Source organism: Pseudomonas fluorescens (assembly GCF_902497745.1).
Classification (GTDB): Bacteria; Pseudomonadota; Gammaproteobacteria; order Pseudomonadales; family Pseudomonadaceae; genus Aquipseudomonas; species Aquipseudomonas fluorescens_BM.
On record NZ_CABVHJ010000009.1, the window covers coordinates 201,038 to 222,841 of the forward strand.

Genomic DNA, 21,804 nt, shown 5'->3' on the forward strand with positions numbered 1-21,804 from the left:
ATCAATGCACTTGCACAAAGCAGGCGCGGCTGAGGGTTAATGGAATGTACGCAGGTCATGTTTCGCGCTGACCGTGGCTGTTCATCAACCATCGCCACACACATGAATTTAGCTGAAGGGCATACGCGGGGCTGCGAACCAGAGCGTTCGGGCCGCCGGTACTGGAGAAAGAAAGCATGAGCAACTGGTTAGTAGACAAACTGATCCCTTCGATCATGCGTTCCGAGGTCAAGAAGAGCTCGGTCCCTGAAGGTCTGTGGCACAAATGCCCGTCCTGCGAGGCGGTGCTGTATCGTCCGGAGCTGGAAAAGACCCTGGACGTTTGCCCCAAATGCAACCACCACATGCGCATCGGCGCACGTGCACGCATCGATATCTTCCTCGATGCTGAAGGTCGCAACGAACTGGGCGCCGATCTTGAGCCGGTTGACCGTCTGAAGTTCCGCGACGGCAAGAAGTACAAGGATCGCCTGACCGCTGCACAGAAGCAGACTGGCGAGAAAGACGCGCTGATCTCGGTCAGCGGTACCTTGCTGGGCATGCCAGTGGTGGTTTCCGCGTTCGAATTCAACTTCATGGGCGGTTCCATGGGCGCCATCGTCGGTGAGCGCTTCGTACGCGCCGCCAACTACGCCCTGGAAAATCGCTGCCCGATGATCTGCTTCGCCGCCTCTGGTGGTGCGCGCATGCAGGAAGCGCTGATCTCGCTGATGCAGATGGCCAAGACTTCGGCTGTGCTGGCGCGTCTGCGTGAAGAAGGCATTCCGTTCATCTCCGTACTGACCGACCCGGTCTACGGCGGTGTTTCCGCGAGTCTGGCGATGCTCGGCGACGTCATCGTCGGTGAGCCGAAAGCCCTGATCGGCTTCGCCGGTCCGCGTGTTATCGAACAAACCGTGCGTGAAAAACTGCCGGAAGGCTTCCAGCGCAGCGAATTCCTCCTGGAGCACGGTGCAATCGACATGATCATCCACCGTCAGGAACTGCGCCCGCGTCTGGGTAACCTGCTGGCACAGATGACTGGCAAGCCGACGCCGAAGTTCGTCGCCGCGCCAATCGAGCCGATCGTAGTTCCACCGGTACCTGCTGGCCTATGACCGAGCGCACCCTTGGCGAATGGCTCGCCTACCTTGAGCAGTTGCATCCGTCGGCCATCGACATGGGCCTGGAGCGTTCGCAACAGGTAGCGTCCCGCATGGGGCTGGGCCAGCCGGCGCCTCGGGTGATTACGGTCACCGGCACCAACGGCAAGGGGTCGACCTGCGCTTTCGTGGCTTCATTGCTGCGCGCGCAGGGCCTGAGCGTTGGTGTCTACAATTCTCCGCACCTGCTGCGTTACAACGAGCGGGTGCAGCTCAATGGCGTCGAAGCCACTGACGCGCAGCTGTGCGAAGCCTTTGCTGCGGTCGAGGCCGGGCGCGGCGACACTTCCCTGACTTACTTCGAAATGGGCACCCTTGCGGCGTTCTGGCTGTTTCAGCAGGCCGGGCTCGATGCGGTGGTGCTGGAAGTCGGGCTGGGCGGGCGTCTGGACACGGTCAACGTGGTCGATGCCGACATCGCGCTGGTCACTAGCATTGGCGTCGATCATGCCGATTATCTGGGCGACACCCGCGAATCCGTGGCTTTCGAGAAAGCCGGAATTTTCCGTCAGGGCAAACCTGCCTTGTGCGGCGATCTGAATCCTCCACAACCGTTGCTCGACAAGGCGCGTGAACTGGCCTGTCCGTTCTTCCTGCGTGGGCGTGACTTCGATCTCGGCATCACTGATCAGCACTGGCAGTGGCGCGGTACCGATGCGCAAGGGCAGGCTGTCGAATTGCGTGACTTGCCGCTGCTCGATCTGCCGATGGAAAACGCCGCGTTGGCGTTGCAGGCGTATCTGTTGCTCGGTTTGCCGTGGAGTGCGCAACAGATTGTGGCGGCGTTGCAGGCGACTCGCGTGGTCGGTCGACTGGATCGCCGCTCGTTCGAGTGGAACGGCAAGCGTCTGAACCTGTTGCTGGATGTAGGGCATAACCCGCATGCCGCCGAGTATCTGGCCCGTCGTCTGGCCTCGCGTCCGCCCGTCGGCAAGCGTCTGGCGGTGTTCGGTCTGTTGGTCGACAAGGATCTGGATGGTGTTGTCAGCGAATTGAATGCTAGTGTCGAGCACTGGGCTGTAGCGCCGCTGGATTCACCGCGCGCGCGCCCTGTGGCTGAGTTGCACGCGGCACTGCAGAACCTTGGCGCCGCCGTCACGTCTTACGACAGTGTCGCGTCCGCACTGGAAGGGCAGTGCGCCGTGGCGACCAGCGACGACGAGATTCTGTTGTTCGGATCATTTTATTGTGTCGCCGAGGCCCTCGAATGGCTGTCCCGGCGCTCCACGGAGGAAGCGGCAAATGGCTTTGCTGGATAAAGCGTACAAGCAGCGCATGGTTGGCGCTTTGGTGCTGGTTGCGCTGGCGGTGATCTTCCTGCCGATGCTGTTTTCCCGTCAGGATGAGCAGCGTCAGGTGACTGTCGAAGCGCCTGCCGCGCCGCAAGCGCCTGCCGTGCCGCAAGTGCAAATGGAAACCGTGGCTGTTCCCGAGCCGCAAGCCTTGCCGCAAGAGCCAGTGCCGACCGATGAAGAAGTCGCCGAAGACACGGCGCCTGCTGCATCCGCTGCGCCGGCACCGGCACCGGCACCGACAGCGCCCATTATGATCACCAAGCCTGTTGCGCCGCCCGCGGTGGCCAAGCCGATTCCGGCACCTGCTCAGCCGATCACTGCGGCCTCAAGCAAGCCTGACACCACGCAAAGCCGCGTCGATGCCAATGGCCTGTCGGTGAGCTGGTCGGTGCAGCTGGCCAGTCTGTCGAGTCGCGCCAGTGCAGAGAGTTTGCAGAAAACCCTGCGCAGCCAAGGCTACAACGCCTATATCCGTTCGGCCGATGGCAAGAATCGGGTATTTGTCGGTCCGCTGATCGAGCGTGCCGAAGCCGATCGTCTGCGGGATCTGTTGGGTCGTCAGCAGAACCTCAAGGGTTTTGTCGTGCGCTTCCAGCCTGAGCGCGGTTAAAAACTATCGCCTCGATTGAAATGCACTGACAATCGCAGCTTACCGAGAGGCATGCGCTCTGCTAAAATGCGCCGCCTTATCCGTCTGTAGGCTGCACTGTGCCATTTACCTGGGTTGACTGGGCGATCGTTGCAATCATCGCCATCTCCGCTTTGATCAGTTTGAGCCGCGGCTTCGTCAAGGAAGCATTATCGCTGGTGACCTGGATCATCGCAGGAGTCGTCGCCTGGATGTTCGGTGGCTCATTGTCCGAGTACCTCGCCGGATACATCGAAACCCCATCGGCTCGCGTGATCGCGGGCTGTGCCATCATGTTTGTCGCCACACTGATCGTGGGCGCAATGATCAATTATCTTATCGGCGAGTTGGTTCGCGTCACCGGGTTGTCCGGGACCGATCGATTCCTCGGCATGGCCTTCGGCGCAGCGCGTGGCGTGTTGCTGGTGGTCGTGGCGGTCGGGCTGTTGAGCCTGGGGCCGGTACAGCAGGACGGGTGGTGGAAAGAATCACAGCTCGTACCAAAATTTCTATTGGTCGCTGATTGGTCCAAAAACCTGATACTCGGGTGGAGCAGTCAGTGGCTTGCCAGCGGAATCAGCGTACCCGCTGATATTCCGTTCAAGGAGCAACTCTTGCCGTCGGCGAAAACGCCTCAGTGAGTGTTGTTCAGTTCAGATCCATTAAGTAGGGGTTGCGTCGCATGTGTGGCATCGTCGGTATCGTCGGTAAGTCGAACGTCAATCAGGCGCTGTATGACGCGCTAACCGTGCTCCAGCACCGCGGCCAGGACGCTGCCGGTATCGTGACCAGCCATGATGGCCGGTTGTTCCTGCGCAAGGACAATGGCCTGGTGCGTGACGTGTTTCAACAGCGTCACATGCAGCGTCTGGTCGGCCACATGGGTATCGGCCACGTCCGTTACCCGACCGCGGGCAGCTCGACTTCGGCCGAAGCCCAGCCGTTTTACGTCAACTCGCCTTACGGCATCACCCTGGCGCACAACGGTAACCTGACCAACGTCGAACAGTTGGCCAAAGAGATTTACGAATCCGATCTGCGTCACGTCAACACCAGTTCCGACTCGGAAGTGCTGCTGAACGTGTTCGCCCACGAGCTGGCTCAGCGCGGCAAGCTGCAGCCGACCGAAGAAGACGTGTTTGCCGCCGTGACCGACGTGCACAACCGTTGCGTCGGCGGTTATGCAGTAGTCGCCATGGTGACCGGTTACGGCATCGTCGGTTTCCGCGACCCGCACGGCATCCGTCCGATCGTGTTCGGCCAGCGTCACACCGACGAAGGCGTCGAGTACATGATCGCCTCGGAAAGCGTTTCGCTGGACGTGCTCGGTTTCACCCTGATTCGCGACTTGGCTCCGGGCGAAGCGGTCTACATCACTGAAGACGGCAAGCTGCACACCCGTCAGTGCGCGACCAACCCGTCCCTGACCCCGTGCATCTTCGAACACGTCTACCTGGCGCGTCCGGATTCGATCATCGACGGCGTGTCGGTCTACAAGGCCCGTCTGCGCATGGGTGAGAAGCTCGCCGAGAAGATCCTGCGCGAGCGTCCAGAGCACGACATTGACGTGGTTATCCCGATTCCGGACACCAGCCGTACCGCAGCACTGGAACTGGCCAACCACCTGGGCGTGAAATTCCGCGAAGGTTTCGTCAAGAACCGTTACATCGGCCGTACCTTCATCATGCCGGGCCAGGCGGCGCGCAAGAAGTCGGTGCGTCAGAAGCTCAACGCCATCGAGCTGGAATTCCGCGGCAAGAACGTGATGCTGGTCGACGACTCGATCGTGCGCGGCACCACGTGCAAGCAGATCATCCAGATGGCCCGTGAAGCCGGTGCGAAAAACGTCTACTTCTGCTCGGCAGCGCCAGCGGTACGCTTCCCGAACGTATACGGCATCGACATGCCGAGCGCGCACGAACTGATCGCGCACAACCGTTCGACTCAGGACGTGGCGGATCTGATCGGCGCTGACTGGCTGATCTATCAGGACCTGCCTGACTTGATCGAAGCAGTCGGCGGCGGCAAGATCAAAATCGAGAACTTCGATTGCGCGGTGTTTGACGGCAAGTACGTCACCGGCGACGTCGACGAGGCTTATCTGGACAAGATCGAACAGGCACGCAACGATGCCTCGAAGGTCAAGACCCAAGCGGTCAGTGCGATCATCGATCTGTACAACAACTGAGTTTCTACCGGCCCTGAGGGGCCGGTTTTGTATCTGACTTTCAATTTTCGAGAACAGGGCAAGGAGTGACAGCATGAGTCAGGAATGGGATGCCGGTCGGCTGGACAGCGACCTTGAAGGCGTAGCGTTCGATACCCTGGCCGTACGTGCCGGTCAGCACCGTACGCCGGAAGGCGAGCACGGTGATCCGATGTTCTTCACCTCCAGCTACGTGTTCCGCACCGCTGCCGACGCCGCCGCGCGGTTTGCCGGGGAAGTGCCGGGCAACGTTTACTCGCGTTACACCAACCCGACCGTGCGCGCGTTCGAAGAGCGCATTGCTGCGTTGGAAAGCGCCGAGCAGGCCGTAGCGACTGCAACTGGCATGGCCGCGATCATGGCGGTGGTAATGAGCCTGTGCAGCGCCGGCGATCACGTTCTGGTTTCGCGCAGTGTGTTCGGTTCGACCATCAGCCTGTTCGAGAAGTACTTCAAACGTTTCGGCGTTGAAGTCGATTACGTTCCGTTGGCTGACCTGTCGGCCTGGGGTGCGGCGATCAAGTCCAACACCAAACTGCTCTTTGTCGAGTCGCCATCCAACCCACTGGCCGAACTGGTTGATATCACCGCACTGGCTGAAATCGCGCACGCCAAAGGCGCGATGCTGGTGGTCGACAACTGCTTCTGCACGCCAGCGTTGCAGCAACCGCTGAAAATGGGTGCAGACATCGTTGTGCACTCGGCGACCAAGTTCATCGACGGACAGGGCCGTTGCATGGGCGGTGTGGTTGCGGGCCGCAGCGAACAGATGAAAGAGATCGTCGGCTTCCTGCGCACCGCCGGGCCGACCTTGAGCCCGTTCAACGCGTGGATCTTCCTCAAAGGCCTGGAAACCCTGAACCTGCGGATGAAGGCGCACTGCGCCAACGCCCAGGAGCTGGCCGAATGGCTGGAGCAGCAGGACGGCATCGAGAAAGTCCATTACGCCGGTCTGAAGAGCCATCCGCAGCACGAACTGGCTCAGCGTCAGCAGAAAGGCTTCGGTGCGGTAGTGAGTTTTGAGGTCAAGGGCGGCAAAGAGGGCGCCTGGCGCTTTATCGATGCCACCCGGCTGATTTCGATCACGGCCAACCTCGGTGACAGCAAAACCACCATCACGCATCCGAGCACCACGTCTCACGGCCGTCTGGCGCCGCAGGAGCGGGAAGCGGCGGGCATTCGTGACAGCCTGATTCGCATTGCGGTCGGTCTGGAAGATGTCGCGGATCTGCAAGCCGATCTGGCACGCGGTCTGGCAGCGTTGTGATCGAGTTGTCCACTCCGACAGCGGGTACCCATGGCCGCGTTGCACTGGTCACGGGTGCCGCGCGCGGTATCGGTCTGGGGATCGCGGCATGGCTGATCAGCGAAGGCTGGCAAGTGGTGCTGACCGATCTGGATCGTGCGCGCGGTTCGAAAGTGGCGAAGGTGCTGGGCGAAAATGCCTGGTTCATCGCCATGGACGTTGCCGATGAAAGTCAGGTCGCGCTTGGGGTTGCTGAAGTGCTGGGGCAGTTTGGTCGTCTCGATGCGCTGGTGTGCAACGCGGCGGTGGCTGATCCGCACAACATCACCCTGGAAAGCCTCGATCTGGCGTACTGGAATCGCGTGCTGGCGGTGAACCTCAGTGGGCCGATGTTGCTGGCCAAGCACTGTGCGCCGTATCTGCGCGCGCACAACGGTTCGATCGTCAATCTGGCCTCGACCCGAGCGCGGCAGTCGGAGGCTGACTCCGAGGCCTATGCGGCGAGCAAGGGCGGCTTGCTGGCGCTGACGCATGCGCTGGCGATCAGCCTGGGGCCGGAGATTCGCGTCAACGCGGTCAGTCCGGGCTGGATCGATGCGCGTGATCCTTCTGCGCGTCGTGCTGAACCTTTGGCGGATGCCGATCATGCTCAGCATCCAGCGGGCAGGGTAGGGACAGTTGAAGATGTCGCGGCGATGGTCGCCTGGTTGCTGTCGAGGAATGCCGGATTTGTCACCGGGCAGGAATTCGTCGTCGATGGCGGTATGACCAAGAAGATGATTTACACGGACTAAGAAGCGAAGCCGCAAACTTGTAGGAGTGAGCCTGCTCGCGATAGCGGTTCAAGGTTGATACTTTCTTCCGGGATTGACTCAATTTCGTCTTTTTCAGAAAAACTTCAATCCTGCTATTGACTTAGGTTCGCTACCTGCGTAAATTTCGCGGCCTCGGAGATGCAAACGGGTGATTAGCTCAGCTGGGAGAGCGTCTGCCTTACAAGCAGAATGTCGGCGGTTCGATCCCGTCATCACCCACCACTCCCGAGAGACTTGCGTAAGCAAGAACGTAGGCTGAAAGTGCCTGCACCGACGCGCAGCGGTAGTTCAGTCGGTTAGAATACCGGCCTGTCACGCCGGGGGTCGCGGGTTCGAGTCCCGTCCGCTGCGCCATATTTTACGAGTCAGGCATTGTCTGGTTCGCGATTGCAAAGCACCGAAGCTTGCAGTCAAAACGAGTTACTTGAGCGCAAGCTCAAAGCGATACGCAGCGGTAGTTCAGTCGGTTAGAATACCGGCCTGTCACGCCGGGGGTCGCGGGTTCGAGTCCCGTCCGCTGCGCCATATCTGCTTCAAGGACCACTGAACGCCTTGAAGCACCGAAAGCAACCTTTGGTTGATTCGGAATCGATAGCAAAGACCCTGGTCGAAAGACCGGGGTTTTTTGTGTCTGAAATTTGCCTCCCCTTCTTTTTCTCTTCCCCATTATCCAGCGCCCAACACGAATCCATGTAGGAGCTGCGGCACGCTGCGATCTTTTGATCTTGATCGTAAAAAACAAGATCAAAAGATCGCAGCCTCGTTTCACTCGACAGCTCCTACATGAGTATGGCGTGGGGCAATTGGCCTCATGCGGTCTCACGTCGCATTGATTTTTTGATTCTTTAGTCAAATTTTTGTAACTGGTTGTTTGCTGCGAGCGCAGAAACCTTTAAAGTTAACCTTTCGGTCAGCTTTGCACTGTCAACACGCCCTTTGTTTAGCCAAGAAGGGCTTCTGCAAGACTCGAGATTCCCCAGTAGATAACCAGAAGGGCGGACACATAACCGCCCAGAGGATGATCCATGTCCAACCGTGAAATATCCCGGCGCTCGTTCCTCCAGGGCGGGCTGGTGGCGGGTGTGAGCGTCACGCTCACGCCGCTCAGCAGTCAGGCGCTGGCTGCCTTGATGGAAAACAGCGTTACCGTGCCGTCCGAGAAGTGGCTCGGTAACAACGGCAAGGCGCGTCAGCGAAACGATGCCCTGTCCAAAGTCTGCGGCAGCAAAGTCTTTGCCCGCGACATCCGCTCCAAGGACATGCCGGGCTGGCCTGAACAGCAAGGCCACGCCATGCTGCTGAAAACCATCAAGGCTGACCGCATCTACGACGGCTATGACCTGTCGTGGCTTGGCGCTGACTTGCAGCCTGACCGTATCGTCACCGCCGCGGATCTGGACAAGGACGGCATTGTCTTCCCGGAAGAGCACGCGCCGGACCCACTGCTGCCGGAAGGCAAGGTGCCGATGTTCATCGGTCACCCGGTGGCGATCCTGATCTGGAACGACTTTGAGCGTTTCCGTCAGGCGAAGAACAAACTCAAATTCAATGACAAAGCGATTCGTTACGGTGCCAAAGTGCCGTTCTACGAAGGCGATCCGTATGGCAGCTTCCGCTACGTACGTGTGGGCGGCGCGACCTCGGCTGATGAAGATGAGTTCGCCAGCCTCAAGGACTCGATTCTGTTTCCGATGCTGAAAAACCGTCGTCCGGTGTGGAATTCCCAACCGAACCTGCACGGCAACCTGACCGAGCGCGGCCTGTTCTACGCTGACCGCATGAAGAACGAGATCGATACGCCGCCGGACAACTGGCTGGTGTTCGACGAGCGCTACAAAACCCCGTCGATCGAACCGGCCGCGATGGAGCCGGACAACGGCAACGGCTGGTACGACCCGAAAACCAAAACCCTGCACTTCGTGGTGGCTACCCAGTGCCCATTGGAAGCGGCGACCGAGACCGCGAAAATGATCGCGCCGTCGCGCTTCGGCCTCGACAATCTGAACATGCACCCGGGTTACACCGTCGGTTACGGTTCCAAAGACCACAACATCTTCGTCTACTACGCAGCCCTCGCCGCGTTGTACGGTGCTGGTGTGCCGGTACGCTTGGCCAACGATCGCTACGAGCAGTTCCAGAGCGGCATCAAGCGCCACCCGTTCGACATTCGCTACCAACTGGCCGTGGACAAGAACGACTACACCTTCAAGATTTTCCGCGCGGAAATGAGCGTCGACGGTGGTGGCCGGATCAACTACAGCCCGTCGGTAGCGGCGGTTGGCGCCACGGCGGCGCAGTCGATCTACTACATGCCGCAGAACGACCTGCAGGTGACCGCCTACCACTCACGTGGCGTTGAGGCAGGTTCGATGCGCGGTTACGGCACCCTGCAAAGCATGGCGGCGACCGAGATGATGGTCGACGAAATCGCCAATCGCCTCGGTGTCGATGCCATCGACTTGCGTCGCAAGAACGCCCTGCGTTCGGGCATGAAAAATACCCAGGGCGCGATCCCGGCCGGTGCCTTGCGCCTGCACGAAATCCTCGACAAGGCCTCGGTACACGAAGTCTGGAAAAACCGCGACGCGATCAAGAAACAGCGCGAAGCCGCCGACCCGGACAACTGGTACGGCGTCGGTTTTGCCATCTGCCAGAAAGACTTCGGCACCGGTTCTGAAGCGCCGATGGCCAGCATCGAATTCACCGCTGACGGTCGCATTACTTTGCGCCACATCGGTATCGAAATCGGCACCGGCATGTCCACCTCGCAAGCCCTGGTCGTCGCCGATTTCCTCGGCAGCCCGGCGCACGAAGTGAAGACCGGCGAAACCGAATGGAAGGAAATGCAGCTGATCACCAGCGGCAACCCTTACATCATGAGCCAGGCCGAGCAGGACAACCTGCTGCGCAACCCACGTTGGGTCGGCAAACTGGCTTCGGCTTCGTCGGCGACCAACTCTGCCTACTATTTCAGCCACGCCACCCGTGAAGCGGCACGCGTGCTGTTCAACAACGGTTTGTGGCCGGCGGCCATGGAGATCTGGCGTCAGGGTCCTTACGGCGGTCAAGCCAACCCTTACGTCGTGCGTCGCGAAGATGCGCACTGGGTCGACGGCAAGCTCACCGCCAACGGCATGCAGCCGTTGACCTTCGAAGAGCTGGCCAAACACGCTCACGAGCGTGGCCTGGTGACCGGCGCCACCGTTCACGCATTCAACCGCTGGAGCTGGGCCGAGGCCGAATACAGCATCGACGGCGTGCGCGAACGTCTGCCGCTCGACGGTCTGGCGGTGAAATACGGTGACGGCGCGCCGAAAGCGAAGAAAGCGTTGATGACCACGTCCGGTTTCCACCTGTTGGATCGCCAGAACATCAATTACCCGGTGGTCCAGTTGAACAACGCTGCGGTGACTTACTACAGCCCGGTTGCCACGTTGGTCGAACTGAAGGTCAACAAAGGTTCGGCAGAAGTCGAAGTGCTCAATCACCATTCGTGGGTCGAGTGCGGTCGTGTGTTGGTCGAAGAACTGGTCAAGGGTCAGCTCGAAGGCGGTATCGCCATGGGCATCGGCCACGCCTTGATGGAAGAGATGCCGCTGTATGAAGGCGGGCCGGGGGAGGGTGACTGGAACTTCAACCGTTACCGTCTGCCGATGGCGCGTCATGTTGCCGTGTGGAAGCAGACTGCGGAGATTCTGCCACCGCTGTCGCCAAGCGATCCGTCGAAAGGCATCGCCGAAGTGGTGATGATCCCGATTGTGGGAGCCATCGGTAACGCCGTGGCGCACGCCATCGGTAAACGTGTTCGCGATCTGCCAATCACTGCTGCGCGCATCAAGGAGGCCCTCAATGGCTAATCGTCCGCTTCAACTGACCCTCAATGGTCAATCCGTCGGCCCGGTGGACATCCCTGATGACCTGCCGATGATCGACTACCTGCACGAATACAAAAACCTCACCGGTTCGCGTCTGGGCTGTGGCCAGGGCATCTGCCACGCCTGCGTGGTGATCGTCGACAATCCGGACGGCACCAGCGAAGAAGTGCGCACCTGCATCACCGGCGCGCATTACTTCGAAGGCAAGAACGTCCGCACCATCGAAGCTCACGCCAAGCGTGACGAAAGCGGCCAGGTCACCGAACTGAATCCGATCCAGCAGCGCTTTGTCGACGAATTCGCGTTCCAGTGCAGCTACTGCGCACCGGGCTTCGTCAACGCCGCGACCGTGCTGGTCGAGAAACTGCAACGCCAGCCGACCGTGCAAAGCAAGCTCGAACAAGTCATCGAGGACAGCCTCGGTCATCACGTCTGCCGTTGCACCGGGTACGTGCGTTATTACAACGCCACTCGCAACGTGCTGACCGATCTCGGCCTGGTCAAGGAGGGTTAAGCATGAAGCTTTTTCTGACCCGCCTGACCCTGGCGGTCGGCCTCGCTGCGCCGCTGGTGTTTGCCCATGCCGATGATCAGGTCAAGCGCGGCGAGTATCTCGCTCGCGCCGCTGACTGCATGGCCTGCCACACAGCAGCGGGCGGCGCACCATTTGCTGGTGGCCTGCCGATTGTGTCGCCGTTCGGCACGATCTACGGCACCAACATTACGCCGAGCAAGGAGCACGGCATCGGTCTGTACAACGATGACGAGTTCTTCGCTGCGCTGACTGAAGGCAAGCGTCGCGATGGCGCGAACCTCTATCCGGCGATGCCGTACACCTCGTATCACCTGATGCCGCGTGCAGATTCGGATGCGATTCATGCGTACCTGAAAACCATCGAGCCGATCGAGCGTGCAGCGCCGGTCACCAGTCTGAGCTTTCCATTCAACGTGCGTCCGGGCCTGATCGGCTGGAACATGATGTATGGCAAAGCCCTGAAGCTGGAGTCGGCCGAAGGCACAAGTGAAGCCTGGAAACGCGGCCAGTACATGGTCGAAGTGCTCGGTCACTGCGGCGAATGCCACACCCCGCGCGGTCTGCCGGGTGCGATGCAGCTGGACAAACGCCTGACTGGCGGCATTCTCAATGGCTATCTGGCGCCGAGCCTGCTCGCTACTGATCTGGCCGCTCGCGGCTGGAACGAGCAGGATCTGAGCACGTTCCTCAAACACGGCATGAGCGCGCAGGGGACGATGTTCAACGAGATGTTCCCGGTGTTTCACAACAGCACTCAGGGTCTGAGCGATACCGATCTGGCGGCGATGGCGACGTTCCTGCTCGGCGACAAACCGCCGGCAGCCAAAGCGCTGGTTGAAGTGCCGGTAGAGAAACTCAGCGCCAGCGCCCAGCGCGGCCAGCAGGAATACCTGAACGTCTGCGCCGGTTGTCATGCGGTCGGTGGCGAAGGCAAGCCGCACATTGCGGTGGCCATGCGCGGCAACACCACGTTGCGTCTGGAAGATCCGCGCAACCTGCTGCGGGTGATCGAGGACGGTATCGGCGAGCAGAAGTTCTCCGGTTTCGAGCACATGCAACCGATGCCGGGTTTCGCCGACAAGCTCAAGCCTGAACAGCTGACCGATCTGCTCAACTACTTGCGTCAAGGTTGGGGTGGTCAGTCGGCTGAACTTGCGGTGAGCGACGTGCAGAAACTGCAAGCCGACGCACCGTCCATCGAGCACAAGGCCCACTGATATGCAGCATCTCGATCTACAAGTGGTGCGCCGCGCGCTGGAGTGGTCGGTGGCGGGGCAGCGCATCTGGCTCTGCACCGTGCTGACCACCTACGGTTCGGCACCGCGTGCGCCGGGGTCGCTGCTGGCGGTGAATGACGGCGGACAGTGGATCGGCTCGCTGTCGGGTGGCTGCGTCGAGGAAGATTTCCTTGAGCGCGTCGCCGAAGGTGTGTTTCTCGATGCAGTCAATGTCGTGCGCTACGGCGAGGGCGACGATCCGCGCTCGCGGGTCAGCCTGCCCTGTGGCGGCATTCTCGATGTGCTGGTTGAGAAATTTGACGCTGACTGCGAGGTGCAGGCGCATCTGCGTGAATTGGAGTCTGCGCTGCTCGGTCAGCGTCGCTTGATTCGCGAGGTTGATCTGGCCAGCGGTGCGCGCAGTCTGTTCGCTGATCGTGAGCAGGGTGCGCGGATCGAGCGCGAGATCGATCAGGTGCGCATTCGTGTTGGCGCAGCGCAGCGTTTGTTGCTCGCCGGCTATTCCAGCGTGGCGCAGGCGTGTGCCGAATTTGCCGTCGGCCTCGGGTTTGAAGTGATTCTCTGTGATCCTCGCGATGAAGTGCTGGAAGGCGTGGTGCTGGGTGGCGTTGAGATTCGTCGGCAATTGCCGTCGGTGTTTATTGCTGACGGTGGTTGTCATCGTGATACGGCGGTCGTCGCGCTGACGCATGATCCTCGTATCGACGATCTGGCAATGATGGAAGCGGTGCGCACAGAGGCGTTCTACATTGGCGTAATGGGGTCGCTGCAAACATCGCAGAAGCGCTTCGAGCGGTTACGTCGGATTGGCGGCTTGGGGGAGGCTGAGCTGGCGCGGATTCATGCGCCGATTGGTCTTAACCTCGGCAGCAAGACGCCGGCGGAAATCGCCCTGGCTGTGCTGGCGGATATCCTGCGCATCCGTAGCGGGATTGCTCGGGATCAGCTCTGAAACCGTTCAGTGTTGAATAAAAAGGGCCGCTGTTCAGCGGCCCTTTTTTACATCCCGAATTTGTCGCGTAAGCCGTAATACCAAGCGCCCAACGCAGCAAACGGCGTGCGTAACAGTTGCCCGCCGGGGAACGGGTAGTGCGGCAAGTCGGCAAACGCATCGAAGCGCTCAGCCTGACCGCGCAACGCTTCGGCGAGGACTTTGCCTGCCAAATGCGTGTAGGTCACGCCATGGCCGCTGCAGCCTTGCGAGTAATAGATGTTGTCGCCCAGGCGCCCAACCTGTGGCAAGCGCGACAGGGTCAGCAGGAAATTTCCGGTCCAGGCGTAGTCAATCTTCACATCCTTGAGCTGGGGGAACGCCTTGAGCATTTTCGGGCGGATGATCGCCTCGATGTTCGCCGGATCACGTGCGCCATACACCACGCCACCGCCGAAGATCAGGCGCTTGTCGCCGGTCAGTCGGTAGTAGTCGAGCAGGTAGTTGCAGTCTTCAACGCAGTAGTCCTGCGGCAGCAGCGCTTTCGCCAGCTCATCACCTAGCGGTTCGGTAGTGATCACCTGAGTGCCGCACGGCATCGATTTGGCCGCCAGTTCCGGCACCAGATTGCCGAGGTAGGCGTTGCCGGCGACGATAATGAACTTGGCTCTGACCTTGCCTTGCGGCGTATGTACCACGGGACTGGCACCGCGTTCGATGCGCACGGCAGGCGACTGCTCATAGATCGTGCCGCCGAGTGACTCGACCGCCGCTGCTTCGCCGAGCGCGAGGTTCAGCGGATGAATATGGCCGCCGCTCATGTCGAGCATGCCGCCGACGTACTGATCGCAGGCAACCACTTCGCGGATGCGGCGTTGATCGAGCAGTTCGAGCTGCGTATGACCAAAACGCTCCCAGAGACGCTTCTGCGATTCCAGATGACCCATCTGCTTGGCCGTCAGCGCGGCGAACACGCCACCGTCCTTCAGGTCGCACTGAATGTTGTACTTGGCCACGCGCTCGCGAATGATCCGACCGCCCTCGAACGCCATCTGCCCGAGCAGTTTCGCTTGCTTGGGACCGACACTGCGCTCGATCACGTCGATGTCACGGCTGTAGCTGTTAACGATCTGCCCGCCATTGCGCCCGGAGGCGCCGAAACCGACCTTGGCCGCTTCCAGCACGGTGACGCGAAAACCGTTTTCCAGCAGAAACAGGGCAGAGGACAATCCGGTATACCCGGCGCCGATCACACAGACGTCCGTCTCCACGTCATCCTGCAAGGCAGGGCGGGGCGGTACGGTATTGGCCGACGCAGCGTAATAAGACTCTGGGTAAGGGGTGTTCGCCATCCTGCAGCCTCTGTTTAATATATTTTACGAGTGCGTCGATCCTACCCGAGTTGAAAAACCTCCGCCAGCCACCGGAAAATCTTCGTCGGAGCCTCGAAATTAAATATTTTGCATATTCATAGGGTTAGGTGAAAAAAAGGTGTTGACACCCCTCCGGAATTCCGTAGAATGCCGCCTCACAGCAGGCACGTAGCTCAGTTGGTTAGAGCACCACCTTGACATGGTGGGGGTCGTTGGTTCGAGTCCAATCGCGCCTACCAAACAAAATCCGCTCTGCTGGGCGGTCTGGAAGGGCTCACCGAAAGGTGGGCCCTTTTTTGTTGTCTGCGATTTGCCAAGCCCTCATCAGGGCGCCAGCTGGACTTCGCGTTTAGTCGATCTCAGGGCATTCGAAATTCCATGCGAGGCGTGTTGATCCACAGCGAGTCGTACTTCACCGTTTTGCGGTCATTGCTGGATGGCGTGCGCAAGTCTTTGGCGTCTCCCCACCCACGATGAAATTTCTGCGTCGTCGGGTCAGGCAGTTGGCCGACCATTCGCCGTTCGTCGCCAGCATCCTTTAAAAAAGTGTGGATATTGAACAAGTTACGATTGTTACTAACCAACCGGTTATCAAAAAAACGTTGTTACTGTTCGTGGAATTAAGTAACATTCGCCCCGCGTTCACCACCACGGTTTATGCATTTTTAAATCCCAAGCTTCCATCAGCTGCTTGGGATTTTTTTTGCCTGCGATTTGGCAGCTGCTGTTTCAAATTCTCCTCGCAATGCCTCATCGCGCCCGGCGATTGCGCCGCAAGCAAATCCCTGCTTTTTCGACTACTACTGACTGGCCGATTTTCAACTCGTTTTGATGGGGGGGTATCGATGCTGGTTCATTGGTTTCTTGCTGCTATTCATCTATTGGCTTTCGCCTTGGGCTTTTGGGCGGTTCTGACTCGAGGGACGGCATTCAGCCGCCTTGCTGCTGGCGCAGGTGAGGCCGGGCGCGTTTTGCTCGCCGATAATCTATGGGGTATTTCTGCGTTGATTCTATTGGTGACAGGTGGAATGCGGGCGTTTGGTGGCTTTGAAAAGGGCACTGACTATTACCTTCATCAGCCACTGTTTCATCTGAAGATGACGCTGTTTGTGCTGATCCTGATTGTCGAACTCGCCCCGATGATCACGTTGATCAAGTGGCGAATCGCGTCCGCACGCGGCGCAGCTATCGATACCGGACGCGCAAAACTGTACGCGCGAATCAGTCATGTCGAGGCGTTGCTGTTGGTGCTGATGATGATTGCGGCCACGGGCATGGCGCGAGGCGTGACATTTGGTTAGAGGGCGAATTCTCTGCGCGCTATCGGAAACGTCCGACAGCCAGTCTCGGTGATGGCAGGTAGTATCGGGCGGCAAGAGGGTGCGGGGGGCGGTATGAAAGGGTAATCGGGATTTGCGTGTCAGGCGCCGTGCCCAGCAGAGTGGGGAGCGGATGGCAATACGGCGCGTGAATCTCTAGCCAGTCATTCCACAAGGTAAACGGACTGGCTACTGACTGCGTTTGGTTCAGGGGGTTTGTGGCTTGTCCGGGGCGGTCAGGCCAGCCTGAATGCGCTGGTAAATCTCTTCACGGTGCACGGCAACGTTTTTCGGAGCGTTGATACCAATGCGAACCTGTTGGCCGCTTACGCCCAGAATGGTGATAGTGATGTCATCACCGATGTTTATGCTTTCACCGACTTTGCGGGTGAGTATCAGCATGGTCTTCTCCTTGATTGCTTTGTAGGGCACCTGATTCAGACAGTGCAGAGGTCGGTGGTACGTATAGATTAGTGCGAAGTCTCACGGTTTGGGTGCCTCTTTCTGACGCGCAGAAGCGGCATTAATTCCCAGGGCGTAACTATACAGAGGCTGCAACCATCAATCTCGTTGTTTTGTGCCCATTTTGCGGGGCTCGCGAAGTATTTATGAATGATAAGATCGCGGCTTTGAGAATTTCGAGGAAAGCGTTGTGCGCAAATTGGTTTGGGTAGTCGCGGCACTGGTATTGGCAGGGTGTGGCGAAGGCAAGAATGTAGATGCACCAAAACCACAATTGGCCGCAGTGACGGCACCGGCGGCAGCTACACCACAATGGGATCTTGAGGTGCGCGGCGAAACTCCGCAGGCTGTCAGCGACCTGAGCGGCTGGTTGATTGAGCACGCCTTCGTGCCTACGGTGATCAAGGACAACAGTGGCAAAGCGCGAATTCTGATTGGTCCTTTCAACTCGCAAGCCGAAGCTGAAGCCCGAAAAGTACAAGTGGATGCCGCTCTGGTGAAAGCCAAGAAGCAGAATATTGAATCGGTGGTGATCGAGCACCCGCTCACGCCGTAACTGCTGCAGTTCAGCGGAGCGACCTAAAGGACCTCGGATGTGGCTCGTCTTATACGAGTCAGTCACGATTTTCCGAAGGAGCTCCGCATGGCCTCCGCCAATCCTTACAAGCTGTTCGACGTCCTCCTGCATCGCAAAATCTTACTCAGCCCGCACATGATGCGGATCACGCTGGCCAGTCCTGCTGTTAAAGAAATGGCCACCTGGGCGCCGGACCAAAGGGTGAAACTGTTTTTTCCTGCGGCTGATGGTTCGCCTGCTAGGCTTGCCCAGGGCGAGGGCTGGTACGCCCGCTTCAAGGCAATGATTGCCGATCGACGTCCAGCGATGCGCACCTACACCATTCGTCATTTGCGTACCGAACAGGGCGAAGTGGATATTGATTTCGTCCTGCATGGCGAAACCGGACCGGCTTCGCGTTGGGCGCTTCGGGCGCAGCCCGGTGATTCGATGCAGATTCTCGCCCCGGATCGCCGCTTTTCAGCACGGGACGCCGGAGGATTCGAATGGAAGCCGCCGCAGATCCTCAAGCAGGTTCTGCTGGTCGCCGACGGCACGGCGCTACCTGCGGCCATGGGCATTCTTGATGAGTTGGCTGCTATGGCCGAGCCGCCCCTGACGCAGGCGTTCTTCGAGGTCGACAGTCCTGAAGATATGCTGCCGGTTCCCGATTGGGCGGGGCTGACGGTGCAGTGGCTGATCCGGGGCCAGGCCAGTGCTGGTACGTTGATGGTGGCGGCGGTACAGAAAGCGGTTCCACCCATTCATGCCTCATCCATCGGCCAGGCTGTCGAGTTGGCCGAGGTCGATATCGATAAAGAGATTCTTTGGGAAACAGCCGAGACAGCCAGTGAGGGTTTCTATGGCTGGATCGCTGGAGAAAGCGCTGCGGTGATGAGCCTGCGCAGGTACTTGATTAAAGAATGCGGGATCGCGCGGCAGTCGCTCAACCTGATGGGGTACTGGCGCTACAACAAGGCAGGCAGCTAGCCACAAAAAAGGCCTCGGACATGACGTTCGAGGCCTTTTCTTTTAAGTGTCGATCAGCCGCAGGCTTTCATGTTCACCGGACCGACAAACTCATTGCCGCGTCCCATCACGCACGCCACGCTCTGATTGCGCTGACGCTCCCAGTCCTGCACCGGGTAAGTCTTGTCCCACGCTTCATACAATTGTCGATCCTGCTTCGACAGGCGCAAGCCGTATTGCTTGCTCATGTAGAAGTAAGTCCGGGCGATCATGCCGCGAATCGACGGGCGAGGCATGACCTTCTTCGCCTTGAAGTCGACCTGGGTCAGACATGAGCCGTACTGCCCGGACTGCACTGGCAACCAACCGTAGCTGAAGTTGCTGCGATCGCCATTGACCTCGCCAATGCTCGGCACCAGGTTATGCAGATCGGCTTCAGCCTTCTGATAGCTGGGGTCGTAACGGGTGCAGTTCTTGCGTCCACCTTCCTGCCAGCATTGGCGCTGATGGCCGAACTGCCAGGCCGGCACGATGTGCTCCCATTCGATGCGTGATGCACGTTTGGCGTTCTTGCGTGGTACATAACCGCAGGCTTTCAGATCAACCTTGTTGCCGGTGTATTTGCACCCGCAGTAAAACTCTGTGGACTGTGGTGCGTAAAGCTTCCAGGCGACCTTCTTGGCTTCGGTAAATGTGCGGGGTGCGCCAGCCTGCGCGCCCATGGTGATGAACAGCAACAGCAATGCAAAACAGCGGACACTCATTGAATCAATCTTCCTTCGGTACAACCCAAAAAATCTGCACGCCACCGTCGTCGCGATAGGCGAGGGTGACGTTGTCGTTCTCGTCGATTTCCTCGAGCAGACGCTCCCACTCATCCATCGGTTCGTCCGGCAGACGGAAGATCAGTGCGGCTTTGGCTTTTTGGGCGGTGGGAGAGTTGATGATTTTCTGAACGCGCAGACCCATGCGTTCGTAAGCGTCAGGAGCATCAGGGGAGGTGGCCACGAGGTTATCCTTATTAAGCTGTACGTGCATACAGTATTTAACCGTAAGCATTTTCGCAACTGCTTAAAATTCAAGAAAATCCTCTGACAGCGCTTTTCCTGTTTTGGTGTAGGTCGAGGCGAGTTTTTTGTGGGAAAAATGCGAGAGCGTTGTAGGTGACACGCCACCCGCCCTTAGAGCGAGTGGTGTGCAGGGTGCCCGATCAGGAGTGGATCGGGCGAAGGTCAATCAGTATTCCCAGAACATCCGTTGCAACTCTTTGCTGTCATTGGTTTTGGTCAGTGCGACCATCGCCAGGATGCGGGCTTTTTGCGGATTCAGGTCGTGTGCAACAACCCAGTCGTACTTGTCGTCTGGCTGTTCGGCGTTACGCAGAACGAAGCCGCCGGCATTGACGTGGGACGAGCGAATGATTTGCACGCCATCCTTGCGCAGTGCTTGCAGGGCTGGAACTACGCGAGAGGACACCGAGCCGTTACCGGTACCGGCGTGGATGATCGCCTTGGCACCGGACTGTGCGAGAGCCTTGTAGGCAGTGTCGCTGACGTTGCCGTAGGAATAGGCGATTTCTACGTCAGGAAGGCTCTTGATGTTTTTGATGTCGAATTCCGAATCCATGGTGTGACGCTTGGCTGGCAAGCGGAACCAGTAGGATTTGCCTTCAACCACCATGCCCAATGGACCCCAGGCACTTTTGAACGCTTCGGTCTTGATGTTGATCATTTTGCTGACATCGCGACCGGACTGGATTTCATCATTCATGGTCACCAGTACGCCTTTGCCGTGCGCTTCTTTGCTGCTGGCCACGGCCACGGCGTTGTACAGGTTGAGCATGCCGTCTGCAGACATGGCGGTGCCCGGACGCATCGAGCCGACGACGATGATCGGCTTGTCGGTTTTTTCCACGAGGTTGAGGAAGTAAGCGGTTTCTTCCAGGGTATCGGTACCGTGGGTGATCACGATGCCGTCGACGTCTTTGCTGTCAGCCAGTTCGGCCACGCGGCGACCGAGTTGCAGCAGGTTTTCGTTGGTGATGCTTTCCGAGGCAATCTGCATGACTTGTTCGCCACGCACATTTGCCAGCTTGCTCAGTTCTGGAATGCCGGCGATCAATTGTTCCACGCCAACCTTGGCCGCCTGGTAGGTGGCGCTGTTGGCGGCGCTTGCGCCAGCACCGGCAATGGTGCCGCCGGTAGCAAGTACCACGACGTTAGCGAGCTTGGTCTGGGTTTCGACTTCTTTTGCCTGAAGAGCGGTGGGCAGGAGCAGGAGGAGGGCCAAAGCGCCCGGAACCAAAGTGTTGAAAGCAGATTTCATTATTTTTCTCTCTAGTAGTGAGACGGTGCTGATGCAGGTTCATCTAGATTCACCCCAAGCCGATCTGGATGCCCGGAGTGCTGTGAAGTGAGCAGGATCTGTACCAGCGCTACTTTGCGATAGAAAAATGTTTAACCTGATGATTTACATCAAGATTTTCTCAGTTTGAAAATCCTGTTCACCGTCCTCTATCCGGGTTTCCGAACAATGGACACTTTCGCGTTCGGCTCTCCGAAAGGGACTACTGCTTTTGTCGAGTGATTCGGGTTGCCGGTTTCGGCTTTTCTGCTAAAGAAACCCTCGCGCGGGCCGATGGGTGTTCAAGGAAACTGAATTTTAGGGAGTTAACATGTCACTGACGGTCGGTTTTTCAAATCCTGGCGCAGTCACGATCGGCGGCAAAACCGCAGCGACCATTAATGCAATGAGCGAGGCGGAAGCGGATGCTTCCACCGAGGCGCTGGGCACTGAGAAAGATGAAAGCAATCAGGTCAGAACCGGTGGTGCTGCGCAAGAAGACAGCAAGGCTGAAAGCGGCGATAACCTGAGCGTTACCGTCAAGATGCTGCTCAAGCGCATGCAGGAATTGCAGAAGCAGCTTCAGGAGCAGCAACAGCAATTGGCAGCGGCCCAAGCCGAGACCTACCCGACGCCCGAGGCGAAATCGCAGGCGGTCATGTCCATTCAGGGGCAGATCGCGCAAACCAGCGCCGCGATGGCAGAAGTGGCGGGTGCATTGGTCAAGGAAATGTCCAAGAGTGCCACCAGCGGTAATTTGGTCAGCACCACGGCATAAGCAGCGAAGGGGCGAGCCGGACCATTCGCCCTACAACAAATGACGATTTCTGATTGTTGACAAATGTCGGCGGGATTCGCATAGTTCGGTCTA

At 58.7% G+C, this 21,804-nt stretch carries 20 protein-coding genes and 4 tRNA genes; 19 read left to right on the plus strand and 5 right to left on the minus strand.

All coding sequences use genetic code 11. From position 1 onward, the window contains the following. Positions 1 to 176: 176 nt before the first annotated feature. The 14 genes from accD (at position 177) to F8N44_RS16310 (ending at position 13,932) form a co-directional block, all read left to right on the plus strand. Positions 177 to 1,097, plus strand: a complete 921-nt coding sequence (accD, locus tag F8N44_RS16245; protein ID WP_123448656.1) for an acetyl-CoA carboxylase, carboxyltransferase subunit beta — start codon at positions 177 to 179, stop codon at positions 1,095 to 1,097. Next, positions 1,094 to 2,401 (plus strand): bifunctional tetrahydrofolate synthase/dihydrofolate synthase, encoded by a 1,308-nt coding sequence (folC, locus tag F8N44_RS16250; protein WP_150651012.1) that lies wholly within the window; start codon positions 1,094 to 1,096, stop codon positions 2,399 to 2,401. Before accD ends, folC begins: the two co-directional genes overlap by 4 nt. Further along, on the plus strand, positions 2,385 to 3,047 hold the full coding sequence (locus F8N44_RS16255; protein ID WP_150651013.1) for an SPOR domain-containing protein: 663 nt from the start codon (positions 2,385 to 2,387) through the stop codon (positions 3,045 to 3,047). The genes folC and F8N44_RS16255 overlap by 17 nt, the downstream gene beginning before the upstream one ends. 98 nt (positions 3,048 to 3,145) lie before the next feature. Then, on the plus strand, positions 3,146 to 3,706 hold the full coding sequence (locus F8N44_RS16260; RefSeq protein ID WP_007913461.1) for a CvpA family protein: 561 nt from the start codon (positions 3,146 to 3,148) through the stop codon (positions 3,704 to 3,706). Positions 3,707 to 3,747: 41 nt separating this feature from the next. Then, entirely contained in the window at positions 3,748 to 5,253 is a 1,506-nt protein-coding gene (gene purF, locus F8N44_RS16265) for an amidophosphoribosyltransferase (protein WP_016984539.1), read from the plus strand. A gap of 73 nt (positions 5,254 to 5,326) precedes the next feature. Next, positions 5,327 to 6,538, plus strand: a complete 1,212-nt coding sequence (locus F8N44_RS16270; protein ID WP_150651014.1) for an O-succinylhomoserine sulfhydrylase — start codon at positions 5,327 to 5,329, stop codon at positions 6,536 to 6,538. Then, on the plus strand, positions 6,535 to 7,311 hold the full coding sequence (locus F8N44_RS16275) for an SDR family oxidoreductase (protein ID WP_150651015.1): 777 nt from the start codon (positions 6,535 to 6,537) through the stop codon (positions 7,309 to 7,311). Before F8N44_RS16270 ends, F8N44_RS16275 begins: the two co-directional genes overlap by 4 nt. A gap of 167 nt (positions 7,312 to 7,478) precedes the next feature. Then, positions 7,479 to 7,554, plus strand: a tRNA-Val gene (locus F8N44_RS16280). 55 nt (positions 7,555 to 7,609) lie between these two features. Next, a tRNA-Asp gene (locus F8N44_RS16285) sits at positions 7,610 to 7,686 on the plus strand. 94 nt (positions 7,687 to 7,780) lie between these two features. Continuing rightward, a tRNA-Asp gene (locus F8N44_RS16290) sits at positions 7,781 to 7,857 on the plus strand. 500 nt (positions 7,858 to 8,357) lie between these two features. Continuing rightward, positions 8,358 to 11,189, plus strand: a complete 2,832-nt coding sequence (locus tag F8N44_RS16295; protein WP_150651016.1) for a xanthine dehydrogenase family protein molybdopterin-binding subunit — start codon at positions 8,358 to 8,360, stop codon at positions 11,187 to 11,189. Beyond that, complete coding sequence (locus tag F8N44_RS16300) at positions 11,182 to 11,721, plus strand: (2Fe-2S)-binding protein (protein ID WP_150651017.1); 540 nt, start codon at positions 11,182 to 11,184, stop codon at positions 11,719 to 11,721. The genes F8N44_RS16295 and F8N44_RS16300 overlap by 8 nt, the downstream gene beginning before the upstream one ends. 2 nt (positions 11,722 to 11,723) lie before the next feature. After that, positions 11,724 to 12,959, plus strand: coding sequence for a c-type cytochrome (locus tag F8N44_RS16305; protein ID WP_150651018.1), 1,236 nt, complete (start codon positions 11,724 to 11,726; stop codon positions 12,957 to 12,959). A 1-nt stretch (position 12,960) separates the two neighbouring features. Next, the gene (locus tag F8N44_RS16310; protein ID WP_150651019.1) at positions 12,961 to 13,932 is read left to right on the plus strand and encodes an XdhC family protein; all 972 of its coding nucleotides are present in this window, start codon (positions 12,961 to 12,963) and stop codon (positions 13,930 to 13,932) included. Positions 13,933 to 13,979: 47 nt separating this feature from the next. Here the strand turns inward: F8N44_RS16310 and F8N44_RS16315 are convergent, their stop codons facing one another. After that, a complete protein-coding gene (locus F8N44_RS16315) occupies positions 13,980 to 15,263 on the minus strand; it encodes an NAD(P)/FAD-dependent oxidoreductase (RefSeq protein ID WP_150651020.1) in 1,284 nt (427 codons plus the stop codon). Between the two features lie 183 nt (positions 15,264 to 15,446). On the opposite strand from F8N44_RS16315, the gene F8N44_RS16320 reads away from it, so the two are divergent. Further along, positions 15,447 to 15,523 (plus strand) — tRNA-Val (locus F8N44_RS16320). 606 nt (positions 15,524 to 16,129) lie between these two features. After that, positions 16,130 to 16,585, plus strand: a complete 456-nt coding sequence (locus tag F8N44_RS16325; protein WP_150651052.1) for a DUF2214 family protein — start codon at positions 16,130 to 16,132, stop codon at positions 16,583 to 16,585. 225 nt (positions 16,586 to 16,810) lie between these two features. On the opposite strand, the gene csrA is transcribed toward F8N44_RS16325, so the two are convergent. Continuing rightward, positions 16,811 to 17,005 (minus strand): carbon storage regulator CsrA, encoded by a 195-nt coding sequence (gene csrA, locus F8N44_RS16330; protein WP_003179932.1) that lies wholly within the window; start codon positions 17,003 to 17,005, stop codon positions 16,811 to 16,813. 250 nt (positions 17,006 to 17,255) lie between these two features. Here csrA and F8N44_RS16335 point away from each other — a divergent pair, with 250 nt between their 5' ends. Together F8N44_RS16335 and F8N44_RS16340 are read left to right on the plus strand one after the other, a co-directional pair. Continuing rightward, positions 17,256 to 17,621 (plus strand): SPOR domain-containing protein, encoded by a 366-nt coding sequence (locus F8N44_RS16335; RefSeq protein ID WP_150651021.1) that lies wholly within the window; start codon positions 17,256 to 17,258, stop codon positions 17,619 to 17,621. Between the two features lie 87 nt (positions 17,622 to 17,708). After that, positions 17,709 to 18,611: a siderophore-interacting protein gene (locus F8N44_RS16340; RefSeq protein ID WP_150651022.1), complete on the plus strand. Its 903-nt coding sequence runs from the start codon at positions 17,709 to 17,711 to the stop codon at positions 18,609 to 18,611. Between the two features lie 53 nt (positions 18,612 to 18,664). On the opposite strand, the gene F8N44_RS16345 is transcribed toward F8N44_RS16340, so the two are convergent. The 3 genes from F8N44_RS16345 to F8N44_RS16355 all read right to left on the minus strand — a co-directional run bounded on the left by F8N44_RS16345 (position 18,665) and on the right by F8N44_RS16355 (position 20,915). Further along, positions 18,665 to 19,354: an endonuclease gene (locus tag F8N44_RS16345; RefSeq protein WP_095111733.1), complete on the minus strand. Its 690-nt coding sequence runs from the start codon at positions 19,352 to 19,354 to the stop codon at positions 18,665 to 18,667. A gap of 4 nt (positions 19,355 to 19,358) precedes the next feature. Beyond that, a complete protein-coding gene (locus F8N44_RS16350) occupies positions 19,359 to 19,628 on the minus strand; it encodes a DUF1654 domain-containing protein (protein ID WP_064389142.1) in 270 nt (89 codons plus the stop codon). Positions 19,629 to 19,826: 198 nt separating this feature from the next. After that, positions 19,827 to 20,915 (minus strand): asparaginase, encoded by a 1,089-nt coding sequence (locus F8N44_RS16355; RefSeq protein WP_034152752.1) that lies wholly within the window; start codon positions 20,913 to 20,915, stop codon positions 19,827 to 19,829. 349 nt (positions 20,916 to 21,264) lie between these two features. On the opposite strand from F8N44_RS16355, the gene F8N44_RS16360 reads away from it, so the two are divergent. After that, positions 21,265 to 21,711 carry a hypothetical protein gene (locus F8N44_RS16360; RefSeq protein WP_150651024.1) on the plus strand — a complete coding sequence of 149 codons (447 nt, stop codon included), beginning with the start codon at positions 21,265 to 21,267 and terminating at the stop codon, positions 21,709 to 21,711. Positions 21,712 to 21,804 lie beyond the last annotated feature (93 nt).